Source organism: Selenomonas ruminantium subsp. ruminantium ATCC 12561, from assembly GCF_000424065.1.
In the GTDB taxonomy this organism is placed as follows: domain Bacteria; phylum Bacillota; class Negativicutes; order Selenomonadales; family Selenomonadaceae; genus Selenomonas_A; species Selenomonas_A ruminantium.
In genome coordinates, this window is the sequence record NZ_AUJE01000010.1 from 87,423 (window position 1) to 108,635 (window position 21,213).

Sequence of the window (21,213 nt, forward strand, 5' to 3'; positions counted from 1 at the left end):
ATGTAATACTAGGGAGTTTTGTTTTATGCCGATTGATTTTACACTGCCAGTACAATTTCATGGGATTCTTTCCACCATTGGGTGGTTTGATGTGTTGGACATTCTGATAGTGGCGGCAATCTTGTATAAAGTTTATGAAATGCTGCAGGATACTCGGGCGATTACGCTGGTAAAAGGTATTCTGGTCCTGCTGGCGGTGACTATGGTTTGCAGCTGGCTGGATTTGCATGTGATATCCTGGCTGCTGCAAAAAACCGTGACCTTGCTGTTTGTGGCATTGCCCATTGTCTTTCAGCCGGAACTACGGCGCGCCTTGGAGCATTTGGGACAGGGGCGTTTTTTAGGCTCAGCGGCATTGCTCGATGATGAGCAGGCCAGACATTTGGTCGATGAAATCACCAAGGCGGTTAAGCAGCTGGCTGCTACGAAAACAGGGGCACTGCTGGTTATTGAGCGCAACATGGGCTTAAATGATGTCAGTGCCACAGGTATACAGATTGACGGGCTTATATCGGCAGAGTTTTTGTTGAATGTCTTTATCGTCAATACCCCGCTGCATGACGGCGCTACGGTTATTCGGGGCAATCGTCTGATTGCTGCGGGCTGCCTTTTGCCGCTGACGGAAAATCGTACACTTTCCACGGAATTAGGAACCCGCCATCGGGCGGCAATTGGCCTTTCTGAGCAATGCGATGCCTTGATTGTTGTGGTCAGTGAAGAGACGGGGACGATTTCTGTTGCAGAAAATGGACATATCATGCGGCATTTGAGTCCGGAATATTTGAAGGAGGTATTGATGCCTGTCTTTGCTGTCCCTAAGACAAATCTTAAAGACATGGTAATGAACTGGAGGAAGAAGAAATGATTTCCAGCTTTCGCAGTTTAATTCAGCGTAATTGGGCCGCTAAGATAGCTTCTGTTTTTGTGGCGGTAATTCTTTGGGGTTATGTCATGAATGACCAGAATCCGTCTACAGAGGGGAGTTTTACGGCGCAGGTTCAGCTGGTCAATGTGCCTGAAGGGTATAAGGTGACAAAAGGGGAGGATACGGTCAAAATTACCGTGCGGGGCGTACGCTCGCTTTTTGTCAACAATAACGATGTGGATTTTCATGCATATGTGGATCTGCGCGGGGCTGAAGCGGGCACAAATCTCTATAAAATACGGGTAGATATGCCGCAGGGGTTTGAACTGGTTGATGTGTATCCGGATAGTATGGAAGTTACGCTGGACCCCATTGTGCAGCGCAAGGTACGGGCAGATATCAGTGTCAATGGTTCACCTGCCAGTGGAGTGACGGTAGCCAGCGTAACGCAGGCCAGTGATGAGGTCACGATAGAAGGGCCGTCTTCGTTGGTAAATGAAGTGGACAGGCTTATTGGTTATGTGGGATTGACCAGCAAGAATGAGTCCGATTTTTCTCTGCAGGTGCCGTTGACGGCGATTAATGCAGATGGCCGGGAAGTGTCCGGTTTAACAATCCAGCCTGCCACAATGTATGTGGCTGTGCAGATGGCAAGAGGGCTGACGAAAAAGATTGTGACGATAACACCTGTGCCTGGTGATGATTTGGACAGCAGGCTGGAGCTGGTTGCAATTAAACCGGAACCACTGCAGATTGAGATTGCTGGTGCAGAAAACGTAATCGCTAATTTGAAGTCGATAAACACGGAAAAGATTTCGTTAGCAGATGTATACAAGAACACCAATAAAACGGTTAAGCTGGAGATTCCGCCAGGTGTGACCGTAACCAATCATGATGTTTTGGCGCATATCGTGGTAAAGACGAAGAAAACAAGTAAAGGTATGGAGTGAAGGTTCAAGTGATTCGTATAAAAAACTTACAGGTGGCTTTTGATGATGAACGCCCCTTGGAAACACTTGCAGCCAAACGATTACAATTACCACCTCAGGCTGTTGCTGAGGTGGTAATTGTGCGTAAGGCTGTAGATGCCCGCCGCTATCATGGCGCACCGGTGCAGTTCGTCTATATGTTGGACGTAGCGGTAAATATGCCGGAAAAAAAGGTACTGCAGAAATTGCGCAAAGATAAGAATGTGGAAATCGTGGCAACGAAAAGGATTGCACCACAAAAATTCCGCACGCGCGCAGCCGATGATTTACGGCCTGTGGTGGTGGGATTTGGTCCTGCAGGAATGTTTGCCGCATTGACTTTGGCTAAGGCTGGCTGGAGCCCGTTGGTTTTGGAGCGTGGCGGAGATGTGGACAGCCGTAAAGCGGCGATCGATTTTTTCTGGCAGACAGGCACATTGGACGAACGTTCCAATGTACAGTTCGGTGAGGGCGGTGCAGGGACTTTTTCTGATGGCAAGCTGACTACCCGTATCAGTGACGGACATATACAAGATGTATTGGAAGCCTTTATTGCTGCTGGGGCGCCTGAAGAGATACGCTATCTGCATAAACCGCATATCGGTACGGATTTGTTGCAGGGTGTGGTAAAAAATATCCGTAAGGAAATTATCCGCCTGGGTGGCGAAGTCCGCTTTGGTGCGCAGGTTACGGATATGGAGATAGAGCGGGGCGAGGTGCAGGCCGTAATGGTCAATGATGAAGAGCGCATTGCCTGCCGGCAGGTCTTTATGGGCATAGGCCATTCTGCCCGTGACACTTACCGTCTGCTTTTGGGAAAAGGCTTAAAAATGGAGGCAAAACCCTTTGCCGTTGGTGTGCGTATTGAGCACCCGCAGGAGTTTATCGACAGGGCGCAATATGGTGAGGACGCGGGAAATCCCCGTCTGCCGACAGCTGATTATGCGCTGACTTATAAAGACCCCGTTACCGGGCGGGGAGCATATTCCTTCTGCATGTGCCCTGGTGGGCAGGTCGTAGCGGCGACTTCTTTGCATGGGCAGGTTTGTACGAATGGCATGAGCAATTACAAACGGGATTCCGGTGTAGCCAACAGTGCTCTACTAGTGCAGGTCGGCCCCGAAGATTTTGGTCAGGAAGTGCTCGCAGGTATGAATCTGCAGGATAAGCTGGAAAAGCTGGCCTTTGAACTGGGGGGCAAGAATTATCATGCGCCTGTACAGACCGTAGGGGATTTCCTCGGGGGCACCTTTGGTTCTACGCAGTTTTTGACCCCGCCGTCCTATCAGCCAGGAGTAAAGGCAGTGGATTTACATCGCTGTCTGCCGGATTTTCTGACGAAGACATTGGAAGGTGCTTTGCCGCATTTTGATCGCAAAATCAAGGGATTTGCCGATAGAGGTGCAGTGATGACCGGCGTGGAGGCACGTTCCTCTGCTCCCTGCCGAATTTGCCGCAGCCGGGAAACAATGCTGGCAGAGGGCATAAATGGACTCTATCCAATGGGGGAAGGTGCTGGTTATGCTGGCGGCATTATGAGTGCTGCGGTTGATGGCATGAAGGCAGCAGAGATGTTTTTAACTGCTCAGTAATTGTCATTTTATCCCCTCTTGTGTTAAAATGAAGTTGATATATGGAGGATGAACTGTTTATGCGTTTTTGCCGGGATATTTTCGCCGGGGTGACTATGGCGATGGCGTCTTTGGCGGTTTTTGCAGCGGTGGCTTCCATGTTGCAGCAGGCTGGAATGGATTTTGCCGGCAGTTTTACAGCAGGTGTTTTGCTGTCGCTGGTGGGAACCTTATGGTCTGCGTTCAAGCGGTATGGTGTTGTGTTGGTACCATCACTAACGGTAACCGGCTATTTGGTCTTTATCGTGGCTGTTTCACATGGTCTGGGTTGGCAGGCTGTATTGGGAATCAGTTTTCTGTCATCGGTTCTGGGCTTGCTCTTTTGGTGGGGCAGTAAATATATTCCCTGCCGGGAATTGCCGGCGATATTTCCCTGGGGGATTAAGCTGGCACTGGCTGTATTTTTAATCGGTTTGGGATTAAAAATGGGGCGTATTGTAATTGCATCTCCCTGGCAGGTCATGATGCTGGGAGACGCTGCTGACCCACTGATGTACTGGAGTATGGCCGGCATTGTACTGACCTTGGTTTTGGTGGCTGGAGGCTGGCGCAGTGCCTTGTTTATCGGCATGGTGGCTGTGGGAATGGTTACCTTTGTTGAAGGTTTTTGGGTGATTCCTGAGGCACCATTTTTCCTCCCTGAAGGACTGGATAAGGTGATAGGGCAGCTATCCTTTAGTGTTCCGGATGCCAAGGGCCGTGTCTTTTATGGGGTGACGGTGTTCAGCCTGCTGGTTCTGCTCAGCGCAGTTCATTGGAGCACATTTGCATCATTATCCCGGGCAGGTAAGCCTGCTGAGGGGGTTCGTTTCCTGTTTGTGCTGGGCGCTGCAGGGGCAGTATGCGGTGTGCCGCCATTGGTGGTTTCACCTGTTTCGGTTGCAGCTTCCATGAGCCAAAACAGCAGAAAGACTCTTGGAACTGTAGTGCTGTTTTTTGCATTGGCCTTATTTAGTGAACCCATTATTGCCTCTGCCGCAGAATTTCCTGCTATGGCAGTGCCTGTATTAGCGGGCAGTGGATTTTATCTGTTGCTAAATACATTAAAACATTGTCCACTGTCTGAGCAGAAGGAGGAGCAGCGTGCCGAGGTGCTGGCGGTCAGCGTTTTGGTTTTGTTGTTGTTCTTGAGCGGAGATTTTGCCACGGCTTTGGGGACTTCAATAATCGGTTATGCGTTGTTTATGAGCGTGTCCGGGAGATTTCGGCAGGTGGCAGGAAGTGTGTGGTTGATAAGCGGCATATTTGCCCTTTATTATGTCTATGGAAGTATGTTTTGATAAGTTAAGGAGTGTACTGTTCGTGATATTTGACCGTTGTTCGAGAGTGGTTATGGCTGGCCTGCTGGCTGGCAGTTTGGCTTTAGCAATGCCGGATTATAGTGAGGCCCGTCATTTGGCGATGAATCCGGAAATGGAAACCAAGGTGGATACGCATCATAAGCTTAAAATGGGAAGCAGCAGCACCCGTACGGTGGAACGCGGAACGCGGAGCTTGGAATCCCGGATTGATGCGATTCTGCATCCGCCTGTGGAGAAGGTGGAAAACACCATTAAGGTACATCAGACCGTATCGGCTTATGATGATTCGATTATGGGGACGCCACTGGCCAGTCAGGAACAATGTGTGAACTATCTTCTTAGTGTAAATCCACGTCCGGATATTTCGGTCTCGCCGCAGGAGCTTGTTTCTTACTATTATGAAGAGGGCGCACGCGAGGGCGTTCGTCCCGATGTGGCGTTTGCTCAGGCCTTAAAGGAAACAGGCTTTTTCCGCTATGGAGGAACAGTGACTCCTGACCAAAACAATTACTGTGGGCTGGGGACAACCAGCAGTGATGTGAAGGGCGCTTATTTCAGTTCTGCCAAGCTGGGGGTACGGGCGCAGATTCAGCATTTGCTGGCCTATGCATCTACCCGCCAGCCGAGTGAACAGGTGGTAGACCCCCGCTATGGACTGGTGCGCGGTACCTATGGAACACGAACACTGAACAGCTGGACAGATCTCAATGGCCGCTGGGCAGTTCCAGGTTATACCTATGGGCAGAGCATTATGAGTATGTTCCGCGAAATGTTGTCACGTTAATTAATTACAAGATGAGAGGATAATAATAATTTATGATTACGACCAATAATGTTAGCTTACAATTCGGCAAACGTGTACTTTATAAAGACGTAAATCTGAAATTTACGCCAGGAAACTGCTATGGCATCATCGGTGCTAACGGTGCCGGTAAATCTACGTTCTTAAAGCTGCTGTCTGGTGAGATCGAACCGACTGGCGGCAATATCGAAATCACGCCGGGCGAGCGTTTGGCTGTATTGCAGCAGGACCATTATGCTTTCGATGATTATGAAGTTTTGCGTACGGTTATCATGGGGCATAAGCGTCTGGTCGAAATCATGGACGAAAAAGATGCCTTGTATGCTAAGCCGGATTTCTCCGAAGAAGACGGCATGAAGGCATCGGAGCTTGAAGCAGAGTTTGCCGAACTCAACGGCTGGGATGCAGAATCCGAAGCTGCCCGCCTTTTGAATGGTCTGGGCATTCCCGAAGAAGAACACACCATGAAGATGGCAGACCTTACGGCCAAGGAAAAGGTGCGTGTACTTCTGGCACAGGCACTTTTCGGCAATCCGGATATTCTGCTTTTGGACGAGCCGACCAACCATTTGGACGTAGAAAGCATCAATTGGCTGGAAGATTTTCTGGCTGGTTTTGAAAATACCGTTATCGTGGTATCCCATGACCGTCACTTCCTCAATCAGGTCTGCACCTATATCTGCGATGTGGACTTCGGCGCCATTCAGCTCTATGCCGGCAACTATGACTTTTGGTATCAGTCCAGCCAGCTGGCTCTGCAGCTGCAGAAGGAGCAGAACAAGAAGGCTGAGGAAAAAATCAAGGAACTGCAGAACTTTATTGCCCGCTTTGCCGCTAACGCTGCCAAATCCAAGCAGGCAACCAGCCGTAAGAAGCTGCTCGATAAAATCAAAGTGGAGGACATCAAGCCGTCTTCCCGCCGTTATCCGTACATTGCCTTCACGCCGGACCGCGAAGCTGGTGACCAGCTCCTGCAGGTGGACGGCATTTCCAAGACCGTTGACGGTGAGCAGGTGCTCAAAAATGTCAGCTTCACGCTGAAGCGTGGCGACAAAGTGGCCTTTGTCGGCCCGAACAGCATTGGCAAGACCATGCTCTTTAAGATTCTCATGGGCGAAGAAGAAGCCGATGAAGGTACGTTCAAGTGGGGCGTAACGACTACGCAGGCTTATCTGCCGGCTGATAACTCCGCTTATTTCGATGGCGTGTCACTGTCTCTCGTGGACTGGCTGCGTCAGTATTCCAAGGATCCGGACGAAACCTTTGTGCGCGGTTTCTTAGGCCGTATGCTGTTCTCTGGTGAGGAAAGCCTCAAAAAAGCATCGGTACTCTCCGGTGGTGAGCGTGTGCGTTGCATGCTGTCCAAGATGATGCTCTCCGGTGCCAATGTCCTCCTGATGGACGAACCGACCAACCATTTGGACTTGGAATCCATTACGGCACTCAACAACGGTCTTATCGCCTTTGGCGGCACGGCACTCTTTGTATCCCATGACCATGAGTTCGTGCAGACTATTGCCAATCGCATCATTGATATTACGCCGGACGGGGTAGTTGACCGCGTAACGACTTATGATGACTTCCTGGCCAACGAGACGGTAAAGCAGCAGTTAGCAGAGAAATACAGCAAAAAGTAAAGGTTTAAAGGAGCCAGTGCTATGCTGGAACAGTTCTTTAAGAAAAATGAAGATGCCGGGACGGCCAAACGTCTGAAGGAAATGGTGGCGGTGCTCCGCAAGCGGGATATCGTCAAAGGGGTTACGCCGGAAAAGCTGCGGCAGATACTGGAAGACCTTGGCCCCACTTTTGTAAAGCTGGGGCAGGTCATGAGTATGCGCCCGGACTTTTTGCCGCCGGAATACTGCGATGAATTGATGAAACTGCAGACTGAGGCCAAACCCATGCCGTTCAAGACCATTTTGGAGGTCATCGAACGGGAGTACAGCCGCCGCTGGAATCAGGTGTTTTCCTACATTGACGAGGAGTCCATCGGTTCAGCCAGTATCGCGCAGGTTCATCGGGCAGTGCTCACAACCGGGGAAAAGGTTGTCGTGAAAGTACAGCGGCCCGGTATATACGAGGTGATGAGCAAGGATATCGTCCTGTTGAAGCGGGCGGCTACACTACTGAAAGTGGTAAGCCGCTCTCAGGATGTTATCGATTTCAATATGGTGCTCGATGAAATGTGGACCATTGCCAAGCAGGAAATGGACTTTCTCATGGAGGCTGACCATATTGAAGAATTTGCCCATCTCAACCGTGATGTGGATTATGTAACTTGTCCGCGGGTTTTCCGCAATCTCTCCATGCAGCATATTCTGGTGATGGAGTATGTGGATGGTATTTGCATTGATGATTTTGCCAAACTCAAAGAGAGAGGTTATGATATCAATACGTTGGGTCGCCGTCTGGGGGAAAATTATGTACGGCAGATTATCGAAGATGGCTTTTTCCATGCAGACCCGCACCCCGGCAATATCTGGATTCGCAATGGCCGCATTGTCTGGCTGGATTTGGGCATGATGGGCAGGTTATCCAGCCGCGACCGGGCAGCTATCCGCAAGGCGATATACTCTTTAGCGCATCACGATACTTTTGAAATGAAGGCGGCGGTGCTTTCCCTGGGGATTGTTAAGGGGAAAATCAACCATACGGCGCTTTATCAGGATATTGATGCCATGCTGGCACAGTACAGCAGCCTGGATTTCAGCGAATTGCAGATGGGGGTACTTACCCGTCAGATTATGAATCTGATGCGGGTGCATCACATTACCTGTCCGCAGGGGCTTTCGATGTTTGCGCGTGGCGTGTTGACGGTAGAAGGCGTTATGCGGCTCTGCTGTCCGAAGGTCAGCTTTGTGGAAATCTTTGCCCGCAGCCTTGCTGTGGACTACAAGAAGAATTTTGACTGGAAGGACGAGCTCGAAAAGGCCAAACAGGAAGGCGTAATGCTCTTAAAAAAATCAGCCCAGCTGCCCGAACAGATTTCGGATATTCTCAAAATGACCATGAGCGGCCAGACCAAGGTGAATCTTGATGTTACGGGGTCAGAAGAACCTCTGCGGCATCTTGACCGCATGATCAACAAGGTGATACTAGCGGTGCTGGTAGCGGCGTTGCTGCTGGGGTCAAGTACGATTTGTACAACGCAGATGACGCCTAAAATAATGGAAATACCCCTATTAGGTGTGTTGGGATATTTAATCGCATTTATACTTAGCCTGAGAATCATTTGGGAAATTCATAAAGAACCTTGATTTCACAGGCAAATGAGGAGGAATGATTTATGAGAGGAATTCGCGGCGCAATTGTAGTCGGGGAGAACAAGAAGGAGGAAATCTGGCAGGCAGCAAGAATGCTGCTGTCACAGATTCTGCGGCGCAACAAGGTGAAGCCGGAGGATATCGGTGCTTGTATCTTCAGTTGTACCAGTGATTTGACCGCAGGGTTTCCGGCAACGGGAGCACGGCAGATGGATGGCTTTGACAAGGTGCCCCTTTTCGACACCCGGGTACCTGAGGTAGACGAATCCATGGAACGCTGCATTCGCGTATTACTGCTCGTCGATACGGAAATCAAGCAGGCGGATATTCAGCATGTTTATATGGGAAAAGCACAGGAGCTGCGTCCTGACTTGCGAAACTTCTAAGTTTCATTGTATGAAAACGTAATTATCGATAATCGTTTTTTAAAAAACCATAAAAGAAATTAATGGAAAATGGGCAAAGGGTCTGTACATTTTCCATTTTTTTTTGTAGAATAGTGTTTGTGATAAAACGAATCTTTTTTTAGTAAGGAGAGATCACATTGAGTAACATCGATACCACTTGTGTAAACGCTATTCGTGTATTGGCCGCTGATGCTGTGCAGAAAGCAAATTCCGGCCATCCTGGTCTGCCACTTGGCAGTGCTCCCATGGCTTATGAGCTGTGGGCTAACCACATGAACCACAATCCGAAGAACCCTCAGTGGGCTAATCGCGACCGCTTTATTTTGTCTGGCGGTCATGGTTCTACGCTGCTTTATTCGCTGCTCCATTTCTTCGGTTATGGCCTGACAATGGACGATATGAAGAACTTCCGCCAGGACGGTTCGCTGACTCCGGGGCATCCGGAATATGGTCATACGGTAGGCGTTGAAGCTACGACCGGCCCGCTGGGTGCAGGTATGGGTATGGCTGTAGGTATGGCAATGGCGGAAGCACATCTGGCCGCTGAATTCAATCAGCCTGGTTACGATGTGGTTGACCATTACACCTTTGCTCTGGGCGGCGATGGCTGCATGATGGAAGGTATCTCCTCCGAAGCCTTCTCTTTGGCTGGTACGCTCGGTCTCTCCAAGCTGATTGTTCTCTACGATTCCAATAACATTTCCATCGAAGGCAGCACGGATATCGCCTTCACGGAAAATGTGGAAAAACGCATGCAGGCTTTCGGCTTCCAGACGCTGACGGTTGAAGATGGTACGGATCTTGATGCTATCGGCAAGGCTATCGAAGCTGCCAAGGCAGATAAGGAACATCCGTCCTTTATCACGGTTAAGACCCAGATTGGCTATGGCTGCCCGGCTAAGCAGGGCAAGGCCAGCGCTCATGGTGAACCGCTCGGCGTGGACAATGTCAAGGCCCTCAAGGAAAATCTGGGCTGGCCGGAACCGGAAAAGACCTTCAACATTCCGCAGGATGTTTATGCACATTATGAAGAAAAGGCAAAGAAGGGTGCTGAAGCAGAAGCTGCCTGGAATAAGCTCTTTGCTGACTACTGCGCTAAATTCCCGGAACTCAAGGCAAAATGGGATAAGTTCCATGCGCCGGTTGACGCTCAGGCTCTGCTGAACGACGAAAGCTTCTGGGCTTATGAAGATAAGGCTCAGGCAACGCGTGCTCTTTCCGGTACGATGATTAACCGTCTCAAAGACATTCTGCCGAACCTCTTTGGCGGCAGTGCTGACCTGGCTCCGTCCAATAAGACGGACATGAAGGACGCTGGTGACTTCTCCAAGGCTAACTACGCTGGCCGCAACCTGCACTTCGGTGTGCGTGAACTGGCTATGGCAGCTATGGCTAACGGTATCACCCTGCATGGCGGTCTGAAGAACTATGTAGCAACATTCTTCGTGTTCAGCGATTACATCAAACCGATGGCTCGTCTGGCTGCACTTATGGGCCTGCCTGTGACCTATGTCCTGACGCATGACTCCATCGGTGTTGGTGAAGATGGTCCGACGCATGAGCCGATTGAACAGTTGGCTATGCTTCGTTCCCAGCCCAATATCAACGTGTTCCGTCCGGCAGATGCTACGGAAACGGCTGCAGGCTGGTACCTGGCTGTGACCAGCGAAAAGACCCCGACGGCTCTGGTACTGACGCGTCAGAACCTGCCGCAGCTGGCTGGTTCCTCCAAGGAAGCCCTCAAGGGTGCTTATGTGGTATCCGAAGCCAAAGATGCTGCCAAGATGGACGGCATCATCATCGCTTCCGGTTCCGAAGTTTCGCTGGCTGTGGATACGCAGGCTAAACTGGCTGGTGAAGGCGTAGATGTCCGCGTGGTTTCCATGCCTTGCATGGACCTCTTCGAGCACCAGAGTGCTGAATACAAAGAAAGCGTTCTGCCGAAGAAAGTTCGCGCCCGCGTTGCTGTGGAAGCACTCAGCGATTTCGGCTGGGGTAAGTATGTAGGCCTTGATGGTGCTACGGTTTCCATGAAGGGCTTCGGTGCTTCTGCACCGGCAGCTGTGCTTTTCGAGAAGTTCGGTTTCACCGTTGACCATGTGGCTGAGGTTGTGCGCAAGGTTGTAAGCGAGAACAAATAATCGTTAGGTTTACATCGAGATAAATAAGACGCCCGCCCTGCTGGTAATAACTTTCCTTCGCTTAGACAGGCTTGTCAAACGCTGCGGAAAGCTATCACCAGCAGGGCGGGCTTATTGCGTACTTATGATTGTATTGCAAAGATAAGCTGACCAAACGTAATAAAACCAATTTGCGGGAGGTACACTGTGATATTAGGGTGAGCAGCAAGATAGATTATAACGCAGTTTATGTGCTAAAACTAAGAAGGGCAGGAGGGGAATGGCTTTCGGCAGCGTTTGACAAGCTTGTCTAAGCAGCCGAAAGTTATTCCCCTCCTGCCCTTAGCCTTGTGCTTCGAATATATTAAATTCTTATGGTAAAACTCATGGAAATGCGCTATAATCAATAGAGATTAATAAACGTAAACGAAAGCTGGCTGGAGAGGATGAGGGCTTGTGCTAAAGGTATATGCAGTAGAGAGCCTGCGGGCAGGGATGAAGGTTGGCCGTGATATCGCAGATGAGCAGGGAAATACGCTTATCAGTACGGGAACGATTTTAACCAAGGAAATGATTTATGGATTGCTGGACAGACCGATTTTTTCGGTTTATATTGAAGAGCAGGAGCCACCGGCCATGCCCAGCAAGGAGAATTTACTGGATGATGCTTATATCGTGTGCTATAACACGGTTTATCAGCAATTGGTAGTTATGTTTGAAGGCTTGGTTCAACGGGGCGAATTTAATGCTGCTGATTTGCAAAATATTATGGATGAGCGGAACTTTACCGAGCTTTGTGATGGGGCGAAGGCGGTATCGCAGATTCATAATATGAAGCATGAGGGGTCTTATCTGATACATCATTGTCTTCATGTGGGTATCTTAGCCGGTTTAATGGGTCGTTGGTTGGGCATGTCGGTACTTGACCAGTACAATCTGGTCATTGCAGGGCTGTTCCTGGATATCGGCAAGATGTTGATTCCGCCTGCTGTGCTGGAAAAACAGGGGAAACTTACGCCAGAAGAATTTGAGCAGGTTAAAATGCATGCACAGTATGGCCACGATACGCTGGCAAGAACTACATTGAATGCCAATCAGGATATTATGATGGGGGTCATGCAGCACCATGAGCGCTGTGATGGTTCAGGTTATCCATTGCATCTCAAAGGGGAGAGCATATCCCGTTTTGGCAAAATACTGGCCATTCTCGATATCTATGATGCCATGGCTAGTGACCGGGTATTTGCCAAGCGCCGTTCGCCTTTTGATGTGTTTGCCATTCTTTATGATGATATACTGGACGGCAAGCTGGATACGGAATATGGGGTGCTTTTTATCAAACGACTGTCGCATGCACTGAATGGCAACTGGGTACGCTTGACCAATGGCGAAAAAGGACGTATTGTTTATTTGGACGAAAGCCGGATTCGCTCCTTGCCCGTGGTACAGACGGATAAAGGTGAGTTTTATGATTTGAACAAGAATCGCGGGGTCAAGGTGGAGTGCATTTTGACAGCTAGTGAAGTGTGATTGATAGCAGGATATAGCCTCAGGCTCAATGGAGATTTTGCGATAATTTCCATTGAGCCTTTTTAAGGGGAGGAGGAATTATGGCTATGGTACCCAAATTAAATACCATGCAGTTTGATAAGGAGATACCATTCAAGGTGGTTGCGCCTTTTGAACCGATGGGTGATCAGCCCAAAGCCATTGAAGATTTGGCGGCAGGTGTTGAAAACGGCCAGCAGGCGCAGGTGCTATTAGGTGCTACAGGGACGGGCAAGACCTATACCATTGCCAAGGTCATTGAGAAGGTGCAAAAACCGACATTGGTTATTGCCCATAACAAAACGCTGGCTGCACAATTGGCTAGTGAGTTCAAGGCGTTCTTTCCAGAAAATTATGTGGGCTACTTTGTCAGCTACTATGATTATTATCAGCCGGAAGCCTATATTGCCTCTACGGATACTTATATTGAAAAGGATTCGTCCATCAATGATGAGATTGATGAACTGCGTCATTCCGCCACCTGTTCGCTCTTTGAGCGCCGGGATGTGATTATCGTAGCATCTGTTTCCTGTATCTATGGCCTGGGTTCGCCGGAAAGCTACCATGAAATGGTGCTGTCCCTGCATAAGGGGCAGGAGGTGCCGCGGGAGGATATTTTGCACAAGCTGGTGCAGATTCGCTATGAGCGCAATGACATTGCCTTTGAGCGCGGCCGTTTCCGGGTGCGGGGCGATGTGATTGAAGTGTTTCCCGCAGGCTATAACAACCGGGCGGTGCGCATCGAGCTGTTTGGCGATGAGATTGACCGTATGGTGGAATTTGATGTGGTGACTGGTGAAGTCTATGGCGAGCGCACCCATTTGATGGTCTTTCCGGCCTCCCATTATGTAACGGAAGACGAGGATATGAAGATTGCCATGCAGGATATCCGTGATGAGCTGGATGTTCAGCTCAAAATGTTCCGCGAAAATGGCAAATTGCTCGAAGCGCAGCGCATCGAACAGCGTACTAATTACGATTTGGAAATGATGCAGGAAATGGGCTATTGTTCGGGGATCGAGAATTATTCCCGCCATTTAACCCATCGCAAGGCGGGGGACGCGCCCTATACGCTGCTGGATTACTTCCCGGAAGATTTTTTGATTGTCGTGGACGAATCCCATGTGACCCTGCCGCAGATACATGCCATGTATGCGGGGGACAGGAGCCGCAAGGTGTCGCTGGTGGAAAACGGCTTCCGCCTGCCCTCGGCTTTTGATAACCGTCCCCTGACCTTTGAGGAATTTGCGGCGCGTATCAATCAGATTATCTATGTGTCGGCCACTCCAGGCAAGTACGAAAAGGAACAGGCCCAGCAGGTGGCCCAACAGGTGATTCGTCCGACGGGGCTTATTGACCCGGAAATCGAGGTGCGGCCCTTGGAGGGGCAGATTGATGACCTGCTGACGGAAATCCGTCTGCGCATTGAGCGCAATGAGCGTGTGCTTGTCACGACCCTGACCAAGAAGATGGCGGAGAACCTTACCGATTTTCTGAAGGAGGCAGGCGTAAAGGTTCGCTATCTGCATTCCGATATTGCGACCATTGAGCGGGCGGAAATCATTCACGATTTGCGGGCTGGGGAATTTGATGTGCTGGTCGGCATTAACCTTTTGCGTGAAGGGCTGGATATGCCGGAGGTGTCCTTGATTGCCATACTGGACGCGGATAAGGAAGGTTTCCTGCGTTCGGATACATCGCTGATCCAGATTATCGGCCGTGCTGCCCGCAATGCGCATGGTCAGGTTATCATGTACGCAGACCGGATTACCGATTCCATGAAACGGGCCATGGACGAAACGGAACGCCGCCGGGAAATCCAGCAGGCCTATAACAGGGAACATGGTATTGTGCCTCAGACGATTATCAAGCCCATTAAACCGCTGATTGAGACTACTTTGGTCGCGGAAACGGCTGCAAGTTATACCGCAGGGATTGGTAAAAAGAAGAAAAAACTTTCCAAGAAAGACAAGGAAAATCTCGTTAAGACGCTATTGCGTGAGATGCAGCAAGCTTCTCGGGCAATGGAATTTGAGCGGGCGGCAGAATTACGGGATATGATTTTGGAACTGGACAGCAGCCTGCCCAAAACCAAGGAAAAAGGATAAAACAGGGCAAAGCTTCTTCTTTTTGAACAATAGCGGCTATTATGATATAATGTTTTTGTTAATTTATAAAGATACAGAGGTTCCTGTTGTATGGGTAATGTATATTCACTGGTTGAACAATTCTATGAAGAAAATACAGCCGCTGGTCAGATTGTTCCGCAAGACACCGTAGAGGCTTATTTACGGCGCAACGCCTGGCATGGGGCAGATGATGATGAACTGAAGCGGATTTGGAGTGTTATCCGACTGCTCGTTACTTATGTGGATCAGTTGAATCTTTATTCCTTGGGTTCGTTGACGGTCTATGATTATCAGGAAATCATTTATCGTTATGCCAATGACCAACCGGATTTCATGCTGGCTGAAGCAGATATCAATAAGTTCTTTTCGGCAACGGATAAGTTCTACGAATATTTGCAACGCACTCGTAAGACGGATGATTATCGGCAGGGGTTGACGGCAGCTAAAGATTCTCTTTATGAAGGCGGCTATTTTTTTCTGCCAGACAGACGGAACGGCGATGAATTCTATAGCTCTTTGGAGCATATGGAGGAGGTTCCTCCGGAAACCATGCAGCGCTTGAATAAGATGCTCGACGAGCTTTTACATCGGATTGATGATTATTATAAGAAGGCCGTCTTTCAGCGGGATATGGATAGAGCTGTGATTATGTATGCCGGTCCGGATTATGATGGTCAGGATTCCCTGCCGGAAGAGGAACGGCGTGGCTTCTGGTTTGGCTTTTGGGATTTCTTCCTCTTTGATTACCATCTGATTGTTTCGGACGATACGCCTTTGCGCTACTATTATGAGCATGAGCGGGATAAATTATCCACTTCTGAACAGGATATCCTGCGGGATTTATTGCGCTCGCGGTTTACGGTATTTTGTATTGAAGCTGTGGGAGAAGATTTTGTGAGCTGCCGCAATTTCTTTACAGGGGAAAACTTTGAATTGCCTGTGCCGGAACTAGCTTTAGGAAATTACAATCATTGTATTTTGTATGGACATATTCATTCTCATGGCGTTATGCTGCTTAACTATATCACTACCCTTACGGCGAGTCCTAAACTACAAAAGCGTATGCGGGATGTGATTTTGCGGCAGTTCGAGCTGTTCAAGGTGCAAAAACCGCAGGCGGAGATAAAGGATTTTTTTGCTCGTCATGGGGGGGTAGTGCGCCATACCCTGCAAATCTTAGCCGGTTACGCGCAATTGAATGTAGTGAAAAGCCGTCATGCGATACAGGCCTTGCCGGATAATCCGGAAACAGCGGATTTGTTTGCGGCGGATATTGATATGTTGCGGCGGGTGGCAAGACATGTGGGCTTTAGTAAGTTTGAAGTGGGCTTGCTGGTCAAATTTTTTATGGACTATGTGACGGTAGCTGCCGTTGAAAAAACAGATGATATTTTACTGACGGCCCTGTTGTTGAAATTTGCCCAGATAAATGGTGTGGATTTGTCCGGACAGGCAGAGATTTATGATTTGTTGGGTATTGACAGCAGGAGCGTGCGGGCTTGTATGAAAAAAATTCATGAAACGCTGGACTGTGAAATTTTTGACCCGCGTTATTTGACAGAAGAAGCATTTATCAAGAGTCTCTATTATTGAGCGAGGTGAGGGGCCATGGAACAGGAAGAAGGCAAAGTACGGGTGATGTCCCGGCAGGAACGCAATGATTATGATGGGGTGACCATTGAAGAGGGCAGCAACAGTGACGATGAACAGTCCCGGACTGATTTCGGCTATAGGGGCGTGCGGATTCATACGCTGAATTGGCAGGACCTCTTATCCAGTCGTGGGAACTGGTGGCAGCGGGCCCTGATGATAGCCGGTGTCGCAGCTGTGCTGGCCTTTTTGTTCTTTGTGGCCCTGCCGGTGATTTTGGTATTGGTAGGCGTAGGCGTAGCGGTATGGCTCGTCTTGCACCTGTTCTTAGGCAGATAGGGAGGTAGAAGGCATGGATTTTCTCGGAATTGCCGATGAAGAATTTATTCGTCAGGATGTACCGATGACCAAACAGGAAATCCGGATTCTAAGCCTGGTCAAGGCACAGATTGCTCCGGATGCGGTGGTTTACGATATTGGTGCGGGTACAGGCTCCATATCTATTGAAGCGGCCAGACTGGCACCTAAAGGCGAGGTATATGCCATCGAGCGCAGCAGTGCGGGGATAAATCTCATTCGCGCCAATGCGGCTAATTTTGCTGTGACCAATGTAAAGGTGATTCAGGCAGAAGCGCCTGACGGGCTGGCAGACCTTCCGGCAGCTGATGCCATATTGATTGGCGGCAGTGGCAGCCATTTGCCGGAGATTTTGGAGACGGTTACGCCGAAGCTGAAACAGACGGGGCGGCTGGTGCTTAATTGCATCACTGTGCAGACGCTGATGCAGTGCATTGAATTTATGCGAAGCCATTCGGATATCTATGTTTACGAAGCGATTCAGGTACAGGTGACCCGCTTGCAGCAGGTGGGAACGTATGATATGGCAAAGGCGAATAATCCCATCTATATTGTGACCTGTTGGAAAAAATAAGCGATGAGACAGACGAGAAAGAAGGAACGGTAATGGTACATATTGTGGGAGCAGGGCCGGGAGACCCGGAACTGATTACGGTAAAAGGAGCTAAATACTTAAAAGAGGCAGATGTTGTTATTTATGCCGGGTCACTGGTTAACCCGGAATTGTTGAATTATTGCCGCGAGGATGCGCAGATTCATAATTCTGCTTCGATGACGCTCGATGATGTGGTAAATACCATTGAACAGGCAGAAAAAGAAGGTAAGATGACGGTGCGCCTGCACACGGGGGACCCGTCTGTTTATGGAGCGATTCAGGAACAGATGGATGCTTTCCGCAAGAAGAACATCGCCTTTGACATTGTGCCGGGCGTCAGTTCCTGCTTTGCGGCAGCGGCGGCCTTGCAGCAGGAATACACCCTGCCGGGAATCAGTCAGACGGTAATCATCACCCGTAATGAAGGTCGTACGCCTGTGCCGGAACCGGAGAAACTGCGGAGTCTTGCCCAGCATCAGTCCACTATGTGCATTTACCTGTCCATCACCATGCTCGATAAGGTGGTCGAGGAACTGGTGGCGGGCGGCTATGCAGAAGATACGCCCATTGCCATTGTGCAGCGGGCATCCTGGCCGGAGCAGAAAATCGTCCGTGGCACCTTAAAGACCATTGTTCAGGATATTGAAGGCAAGGACATTGACCGTACCGCGATGATTGTGGTGAGCCGCTGTTTGGGGGCCGATTATGAACTATCCCGTCTTTATGCGCCGGAGTTTTCCCATATGTTCCGAAAGGCTGTGAAATAATGCGATTGGCTTGTATGGCTGTGACTGTGCAGGGGCTGCAGCTGGCACAGAATATCCGGCAGTGCCTGGATGAATATGTGGACATCTATGTCAGTGAAAAAATGGTCCCAGACGAGGACACTCAGAAAAAGTGGCGGGTGCATACCTTCGGAAATTTCCGTGAGGCGGCAGAACGCAATTTTAAGGCTTATGAGGGCTTGATTTTTGTCATGGCTGCGGGAATTGTGGTGCGTGCAATTGCGCCGTTCCTGCAGAACAAGCTCACTGACCCTGCTGTGGTGGTTTTTGACGAACAGGGCAAACATGGCATCAGCTTGTTGTCGGGGCATGTGGGCGGAGCAAATGAACTGACTCGTCAGATATGCCAGTCAATAGGTGCGAGTGCGGTAATTACAACCGCTACGGATTTGAATGAAAAAGCAGCACCTGATGTGTTGGCTGGGAGACTGGGACTGCGTCCCTGGCCAAAGGTCAGAATCAAGACCATCAACGCAGGCCTGCTGGCAGGGAAAACGGTTCATTGGCGTATTGACCGTTCCCTGCCGCATAGTGTCTTCTACAAACGGCGTCTGGAGCAGGAAGGACAGACTGCGGATTTATATGTGTCCAGCCAATTGTTCACTGTGCTTCCTCAGGAAAAGGAGCAGCTGGAAGTGGTTATTACCGGTGAGCAGAGGTTGCCATCTTTGGCAGAACTGCCGTCTAACATTCTCTGCCTTACGCCGCGCAGACTTATTGCCGGTGTAGGCTGCCGCAAGGGAACGCCTGCGGCACTCGTGATGTCGGCTCTGGATGCGGCATGCCGTATGATTGGCAGGGATCGTTCCTTTATTGATGAGCTGGCCAGCACCATAGTCAAAAAGCATGAACCGGGCATTGTCTATGCTGGGGACAGCCTGGTTCGTCCAGTAAGATTCTATGAAAATGATAAAATGCAGCAGATGATTGATACGCATCAGCTGCACGAATCGGATTTTGTCAAAAAACGTATCGGCATTGGCAATGTTTGTGAGGCGGCAGCGTTTTGCTCTGTCGCAGCCAGAGGGGGCAGGATTGCCCTTAGAAAAACGAATTTTGAAAAAGTGACGGTGGCATTGATATGGGAAAAATAACGGTTGTGGGTATTGGCCCCGGAAGTCTTTTGGACATGACGCCGAGAGCACGGCAGGCCATTGAAGAGGCGGAGGTTATTGCCGGTTATAACACGTATATCAAACTGATTGAATCCCTGTTGGGCGAGCGCAAGGTTATCGGCACGGCCATGATGCAGGAGATAGACCGCTGCAAGATGGCCGTCAGCGAGGCCGTACAGGGACACAACACGGTTGTGGTGTCCAGTGGTGATGCCGGCGTTTATGGCATGGCTGGTCTGGTCTTGGAACTTGTCCTGCAGCAGCCGCAGGAGAGCCGTCCGGAATTTGGCGGTGTGATTGCCGGTGTCTCGGCAGTCAATGCGGCAGCCTCTGTTTTGGGCGCGCCTTTGATGCATGACTTTGCCGTAATCAGTCTGTCGGATTTGCTGACGCCCTGGGAAACCATTGAAAAACGCATTGAGATGGCCGCACAGGGGGATTTCGTTACGGCGCTTTACAACCCCAAAAGCAAGAAACGGGTGGAAAATATCGAGCGGGTGCGGGAAATCATGTTGAAGCATCGTAAGGCGGATACCCCGGTAGGCATTGTTACGGCGGCCAGCCGTGCAGGCGAAGGAAAAATCATTTCCACGCTGGAGGATTTCACCAAACAGGAAATCAATATGTTCTCCCTGGTCATCATCGGCAACTCCATGACCTACGTGAAGGACGGCTATATGATTACCCCGCGTGGCTATGGCAATAAGGAGCCGGGCTTATGATTTTCGTGCTGGCCGGCACCCAGGATGGCAGGGAGATAGCCAAAATGCTGCTCGAAAATGGCTATGATGTAGCCGCATCCGTGGTCAGTCGTTACGGCGGGGAACTCCTTGCCCATGCCTGCGGGCAGAAATGTTTGATTAACGATAAGCCATTGGATGAACAGGCGCTGCAGGTTTATATGCAGGAACAGAAGATAAGTCTGCTCGTAGATGCCAGCCACCCTTATGCGGTCAATGTCAGCCGCAATGCGATGGCAGCCTGTTGTGCCTTGTCCATCCCCTATATCCGCTATGAGCGCGATTTGACCGAGCTGGCTTACGATAAGATAACGGTGGTGCACAGCTATGAGGAAGCGGCAGAAGCGGCGTCTCAGCTGGGGCAGAGGATATTTCTCACCACCGGCAGCCGCAATCTGGAAAAGTTCGTCCATAGTCCGCATTTAAAAGATGCGGAACTGACGGCCAGAGTTCTGCCCACGGCTGAAGTTATTGCCCTGTGTGAGAGCCTGGGCATTGATGCCGGGCATATCGTAGCCCTGCAGGGGCCTTTTTCCAAGGAATTAAATAAAGAGCTCTTCCGCAGGTATGCGGCGCAGGTTATCATCACGAAAAACAGCGGCAGCATTGGCGGAACGGATACCAAATTAGCGGCAGCTAAGGATTTGGGCCTGCCCATCGTGCTGATTGACCGCCCGCAGCTTGCATATCCCTGTATGGGGCATCATTACGAGGATATCTTGTCCTTTGTGCGGTCGCATGCTAATGATAAATAATCTCTGCAATGGCAGGGATTATTTTTTTTGTGGCGAATATGGAATACTGAAAAGATGTAAGATTTAAAAGATTTTCACACAAGGAGGCTTTTAACAGTCAAGCATAACTTATAAAAAGTTGATAAAAACCGATAAAAAATCTAAGCAACCTAAGCAAACTTACTTTCCGATACAGAAATAGTACAATGCCCATCAAGGCATGGTATAATTATTCGTATAGGGGAGGTGAATGCGATGATAAG

18 protein-coding genes are annotated in these 21,213 nt (G+C 49.7%); all 18 read left to right on the forward strand.

Annotated features, from left to right (window positions below):
- Positions 1-25 precede the first annotated feature (25 nt).
- The 18 genes from cdaA (at position 26) to cobK (ending at position 20,971) form a co-directional block, all read left to right on the forward strand.
- A complete protein-coding gene (gene cdaA, locus G598_RS0105915; RefSeq protein ID WP_026766160.1) occupies positions 26-865 on the forward strand; it encodes a diadenylate cyclase CdaA in 840 nt (279 codons plus the stop codon).
- The gene (locus tag G598_RS0105920; RefSeq protein ID WP_026766161.1) at positions 862-1,815 is read left to right on the forward strand and encodes a CdaR family protein; all 954 of its coding nucleotides are present in this window, start codon (positions 862-864) and stop codon (positions 1,813-1,815) included. The genes cdaA and G598_RS0105920 overlap by 4 nt, the downstream gene beginning before the upstream one ends.
- 8 nt (positions 1,816-1,823) lie before the next feature.
- The gene (locus tag G598_RS0105925; RefSeq protein WP_026766162.1) at positions 1,824-3,425 is read left to right on the forward strand and encodes an NAD(P)/FAD-dependent oxidoreductase; all 1,602 of its coding nucleotides are present in this window, start codon (positions 1,824-1,826) and stop codon (positions 3,423-3,425) included.
- Between the two features lie 41 nt (positions 3,426-3,466).
- The gene (locus tag G598_RS0105930) at positions 3,467-4,744 is read left to right on the forward strand and encodes a hypothetical protein (protein WP_026766163.1); all 1,278 of its coding nucleotides are present in this window, start codon (positions 3,467-3,469) and stop codon (positions 4,742-4,744) included.
- Positions 4,745-4,796: 52 nt separating this feature from the next.
- Positions 4,797-5,549 (forward strand): glucosaminidase domain-containing protein, encoded by a 753-nt coding sequence (locus G598_RS0105935; RefSeq protein WP_037363383.1) that lies wholly within the window; start codon positions 4,797-4,799, stop codon positions 5,547-5,549.
- A 32-nt stretch (positions 5,550-5,581) separates the two neighbouring features.
- Positions 5,582-7,204 (forward strand): ABC-F family ATP-binding cassette domain-containing protein, encoded by a 1,623-nt coding sequence (locus G598_RS0105940; protein ID WP_026766165.1) that lies wholly within the window; start codon positions 5,582-5,584, stop codon positions 7,202-7,204.
- A 21-nt stretch (positions 7,205-7,225) separates the two neighbouring features.
- The gene (locus tag G598_RS0105945) at positions 7,226-8,824 is read left to right on the forward strand and encodes an ABC1 kinase family protein (RefSeq protein WP_026766166.1); all 1,599 of its coding nucleotides are present in this window, start codon (positions 7,226-7,228) and stop codon (positions 8,822-8,824) included.
- Positions 8,825-8,853: 29 nt separating this feature from the next.
- Positions 8,854-9,216, forward strand: a complete 363-nt coding sequence (gene aroH / locus G598_RS0105950; protein WP_026766167.1) for a chorismate mutase — start codon at positions 8,854-8,856, stop codon at positions 9,214-9,216.
- A 158-nt stretch (positions 9,217-9,374) separates the two neighbouring features.
- Positions 9,375-11,378 carry a transketolase gene (gene tkt, locus G598_RS0105955; protein WP_026766168.1) on the forward strand — a complete coding sequence of 668 codons (2,004 nt, stop codon included), beginning with the start codon at positions 9,375-9,377 and terminating at the stop codon, positions 11,376-11,378.
- A 435-nt stretch (positions 11,379-11,813) separates the two neighbouring features.
- The gene (locus G598_RS0105960; protein WP_026766169.1) at positions 11,814-12,887 is read left to right on the forward strand and encodes an HD-GYP domain-containing protein; all 1,074 of its coding nucleotides are present in this window, start codon (positions 11,814-11,816) and stop codon (positions 12,885-12,887) included.
- An 80-nt stretch (positions 12,888-12,967) separates the two neighbouring features.
- Positions 12,968-15,013 (forward strand): excinuclease ABC subunit UvrB, encoded by a 2,046-nt coding sequence (uvrB, locus tag G598_RS0105965; protein ID WP_026766170.1) that lies wholly within the window; start codon positions 12,968-12,970, stop codon positions 15,011-15,013.
- Positions 15,014-15,103: 90 nt separating this feature from the next.
- On the forward strand, positions 15,104-16,627 hold the full coding sequence (locus tag G598_RS0105970; RefSeq protein WP_026766171.1) for a hypothetical protein: 1,524 nt from the start codon (positions 15,104-15,106) through the stop codon (positions 16,625-16,627).
- Positions 16,628-16,642: 15 nt separating this feature from the next.
- Positions 16,643-16,963 carry a hypothetical protein gene (locus G598_RS0105975; protein WP_026766172.1) on the forward strand — a complete coding sequence of 107 codons (321 nt, stop codon included), beginning with the start codon at positions 16,643-16,645 and terminating at the stop codon, positions 16,961-16,963.
- A 13-nt stretch (positions 16,964-16,976) separates the two neighbouring features.
- Positions 16,977-17,555 (forward strand): precorrin-6Y C5,15-methyltransferase (decarboxylating) subunit CbiT, encoded by a 579-nt coding sequence (gene cbiT / locus G598_RS0105980; protein ID WP_026766173.1) that lies wholly within the window; start codon positions 16,977-16,979, stop codon positions 17,553-17,555.
- Between the two features lie 32 nt (positions 17,556-17,587).
- A complete protein-coding gene (gene cobM, locus G598_RS0105985) occupies positions 17,588-18,343 on the forward strand; it encodes a precorrin-4 C(11)-methyltransferase (RefSeq protein ID WP_026766174.1) in 756 nt (251 codons plus the stop codon).
- Positions 18,344-18,357: 14 nt separating this feature from the next.
- The gene (locus tag G598_RS0105990; protein ID WP_211221512.1) at positions 18,358-19,455 is read left to right on the forward strand and encodes a cobalt-precorrin 5A hydrolase; all 1,098 of its coding nucleotides are present in this window, start codon (positions 18,358-18,360) and stop codon (positions 19,453-19,455) included.
- Positions 19,443-20,198, forward strand: coding sequence for a precorrin-3B C(17)-methyltransferase (cobJ, locus tag G598_RS0105995; RefSeq protein ID WP_026766176.1), 756 nt, complete (start codon positions 19,443-19,445; stop codon positions 20,196-20,198). The genes G598_RS0105990 and cobJ overlap by 13 nt, the downstream gene beginning before the upstream one ends.
- Positions 20,195-20,971: a precorrin-6A reductase gene (gene cobK, locus G598_RS0106000; RefSeq protein WP_026766177.1), complete on the forward strand. Its 777-nt coding sequence runs from the start codon at positions 20,195-20,197 to the stop codon at positions 20,969-20,971. Before cobJ ends, cobK begins: the two co-directional genes overlap by 4 nt.
- Positions 20,972-21,213: the final 242 nt, after the last annotated feature.

Bases quoted from the DNA above. Each gene is read 5' to 3' on its own strand.
- cdaA (WP_026766160.1), top strand. From the start codon at position 26: ATGCCGATTGATTTTACACTGCCAGTACAATTTCATGGGATTCTTTCC.
- G598_RS0105920 (WP_026766161.1), top strand. From the start codon at position 862: ATGATTTCCAGCTTTCGCAGTTTAATTCAGCGTAATTGGGCCGCTAAG.
- G598_RS0105930 (WP_026766163.1), top strand. From the start codon at position 3,467: ATGGAGGATGAACTGTTTATGCGTTTTTGCCGGGATATTTTCGCCGGG.
- G598_RS0105935 (WP_037363383.1), top strand. From the start codon at position 4,797: ATGGCTGGCCTGCTGGCTGGCAGTTTGGCTTTAGCAATGCCGGATTAT.
- G598_RS0105940 (WP_026766165.1), top strand. From the start codon at position 5,582: ATGATTACGACCAATAATGTTAGCTTACAATTCGGCAAACGTGTACTT.
- G598_RS0105945 (WP_026766166.1), top strand. From the start codon at position 7,226: ATGCTGGAACAGTTCTTTAAGAAAAATGAAGATGCCGGGACGGCCAAA.
- aroH (WP_026766167.1), top strand. From the start codon at position 8,854: ATGAGAGGAATTCGCGGCGCAATTGTAGTCGGGGAGAACAAGAAGGAG.
- uvrB (WP_026766170.1), top strand. From the start codon at position 12,968: ATGGCTATGGTACCCAAATTAAATACCATGCAGTTTGATAAGGAGATA.
- G598_RS0105970 (WP_026766171.1), top strand. From the start codon at position 15,104: ATGGGTAATGTATATTCACTGGTTGAACAATTCTATGAAGAAAATACA.
- G598_RS0105975 (WP_026766172.1), top strand. From the start codon at position 16,643: ATGGAACAGGAAGAAGGCAAAGTACGGGTGATGTCCCGGCAGGAACGC.
- cbiT (WP_026766173.1), top strand. From the start codon at position 16,977: ATGGATTTTCTCGGAATTGCCGATGAAGAATTTATTCGTCAGGATGTA.
- cobM (WP_026766174.1), top strand. From the start codon at position 17,588: ATGGTACATATTGTGGGAGCAGGGCCGGGAGACCCGGAACTGATTACG.
- G598_RS0105990 (WP_211221512.1), top strand. From the start codon at position 18,358: ATGGCTGTGACTGTGCAGGGGCTGCAGCTGGCACAGAATATCCGGCAG.
- cobJ (WP_026766176.1), top strand. From the start codon at position 19,443: ATGGGAAAAATAACGGTTGTGGGTATTGGCCCCGGAAGTCTTTTGGAC.
- cobK (WP_026766177.1), top strand. From the start codon at position 20,195: ATGATTTTCGTGCTGGCCGGCACCCAGGATGGCAGGGAGATAGCCAAA.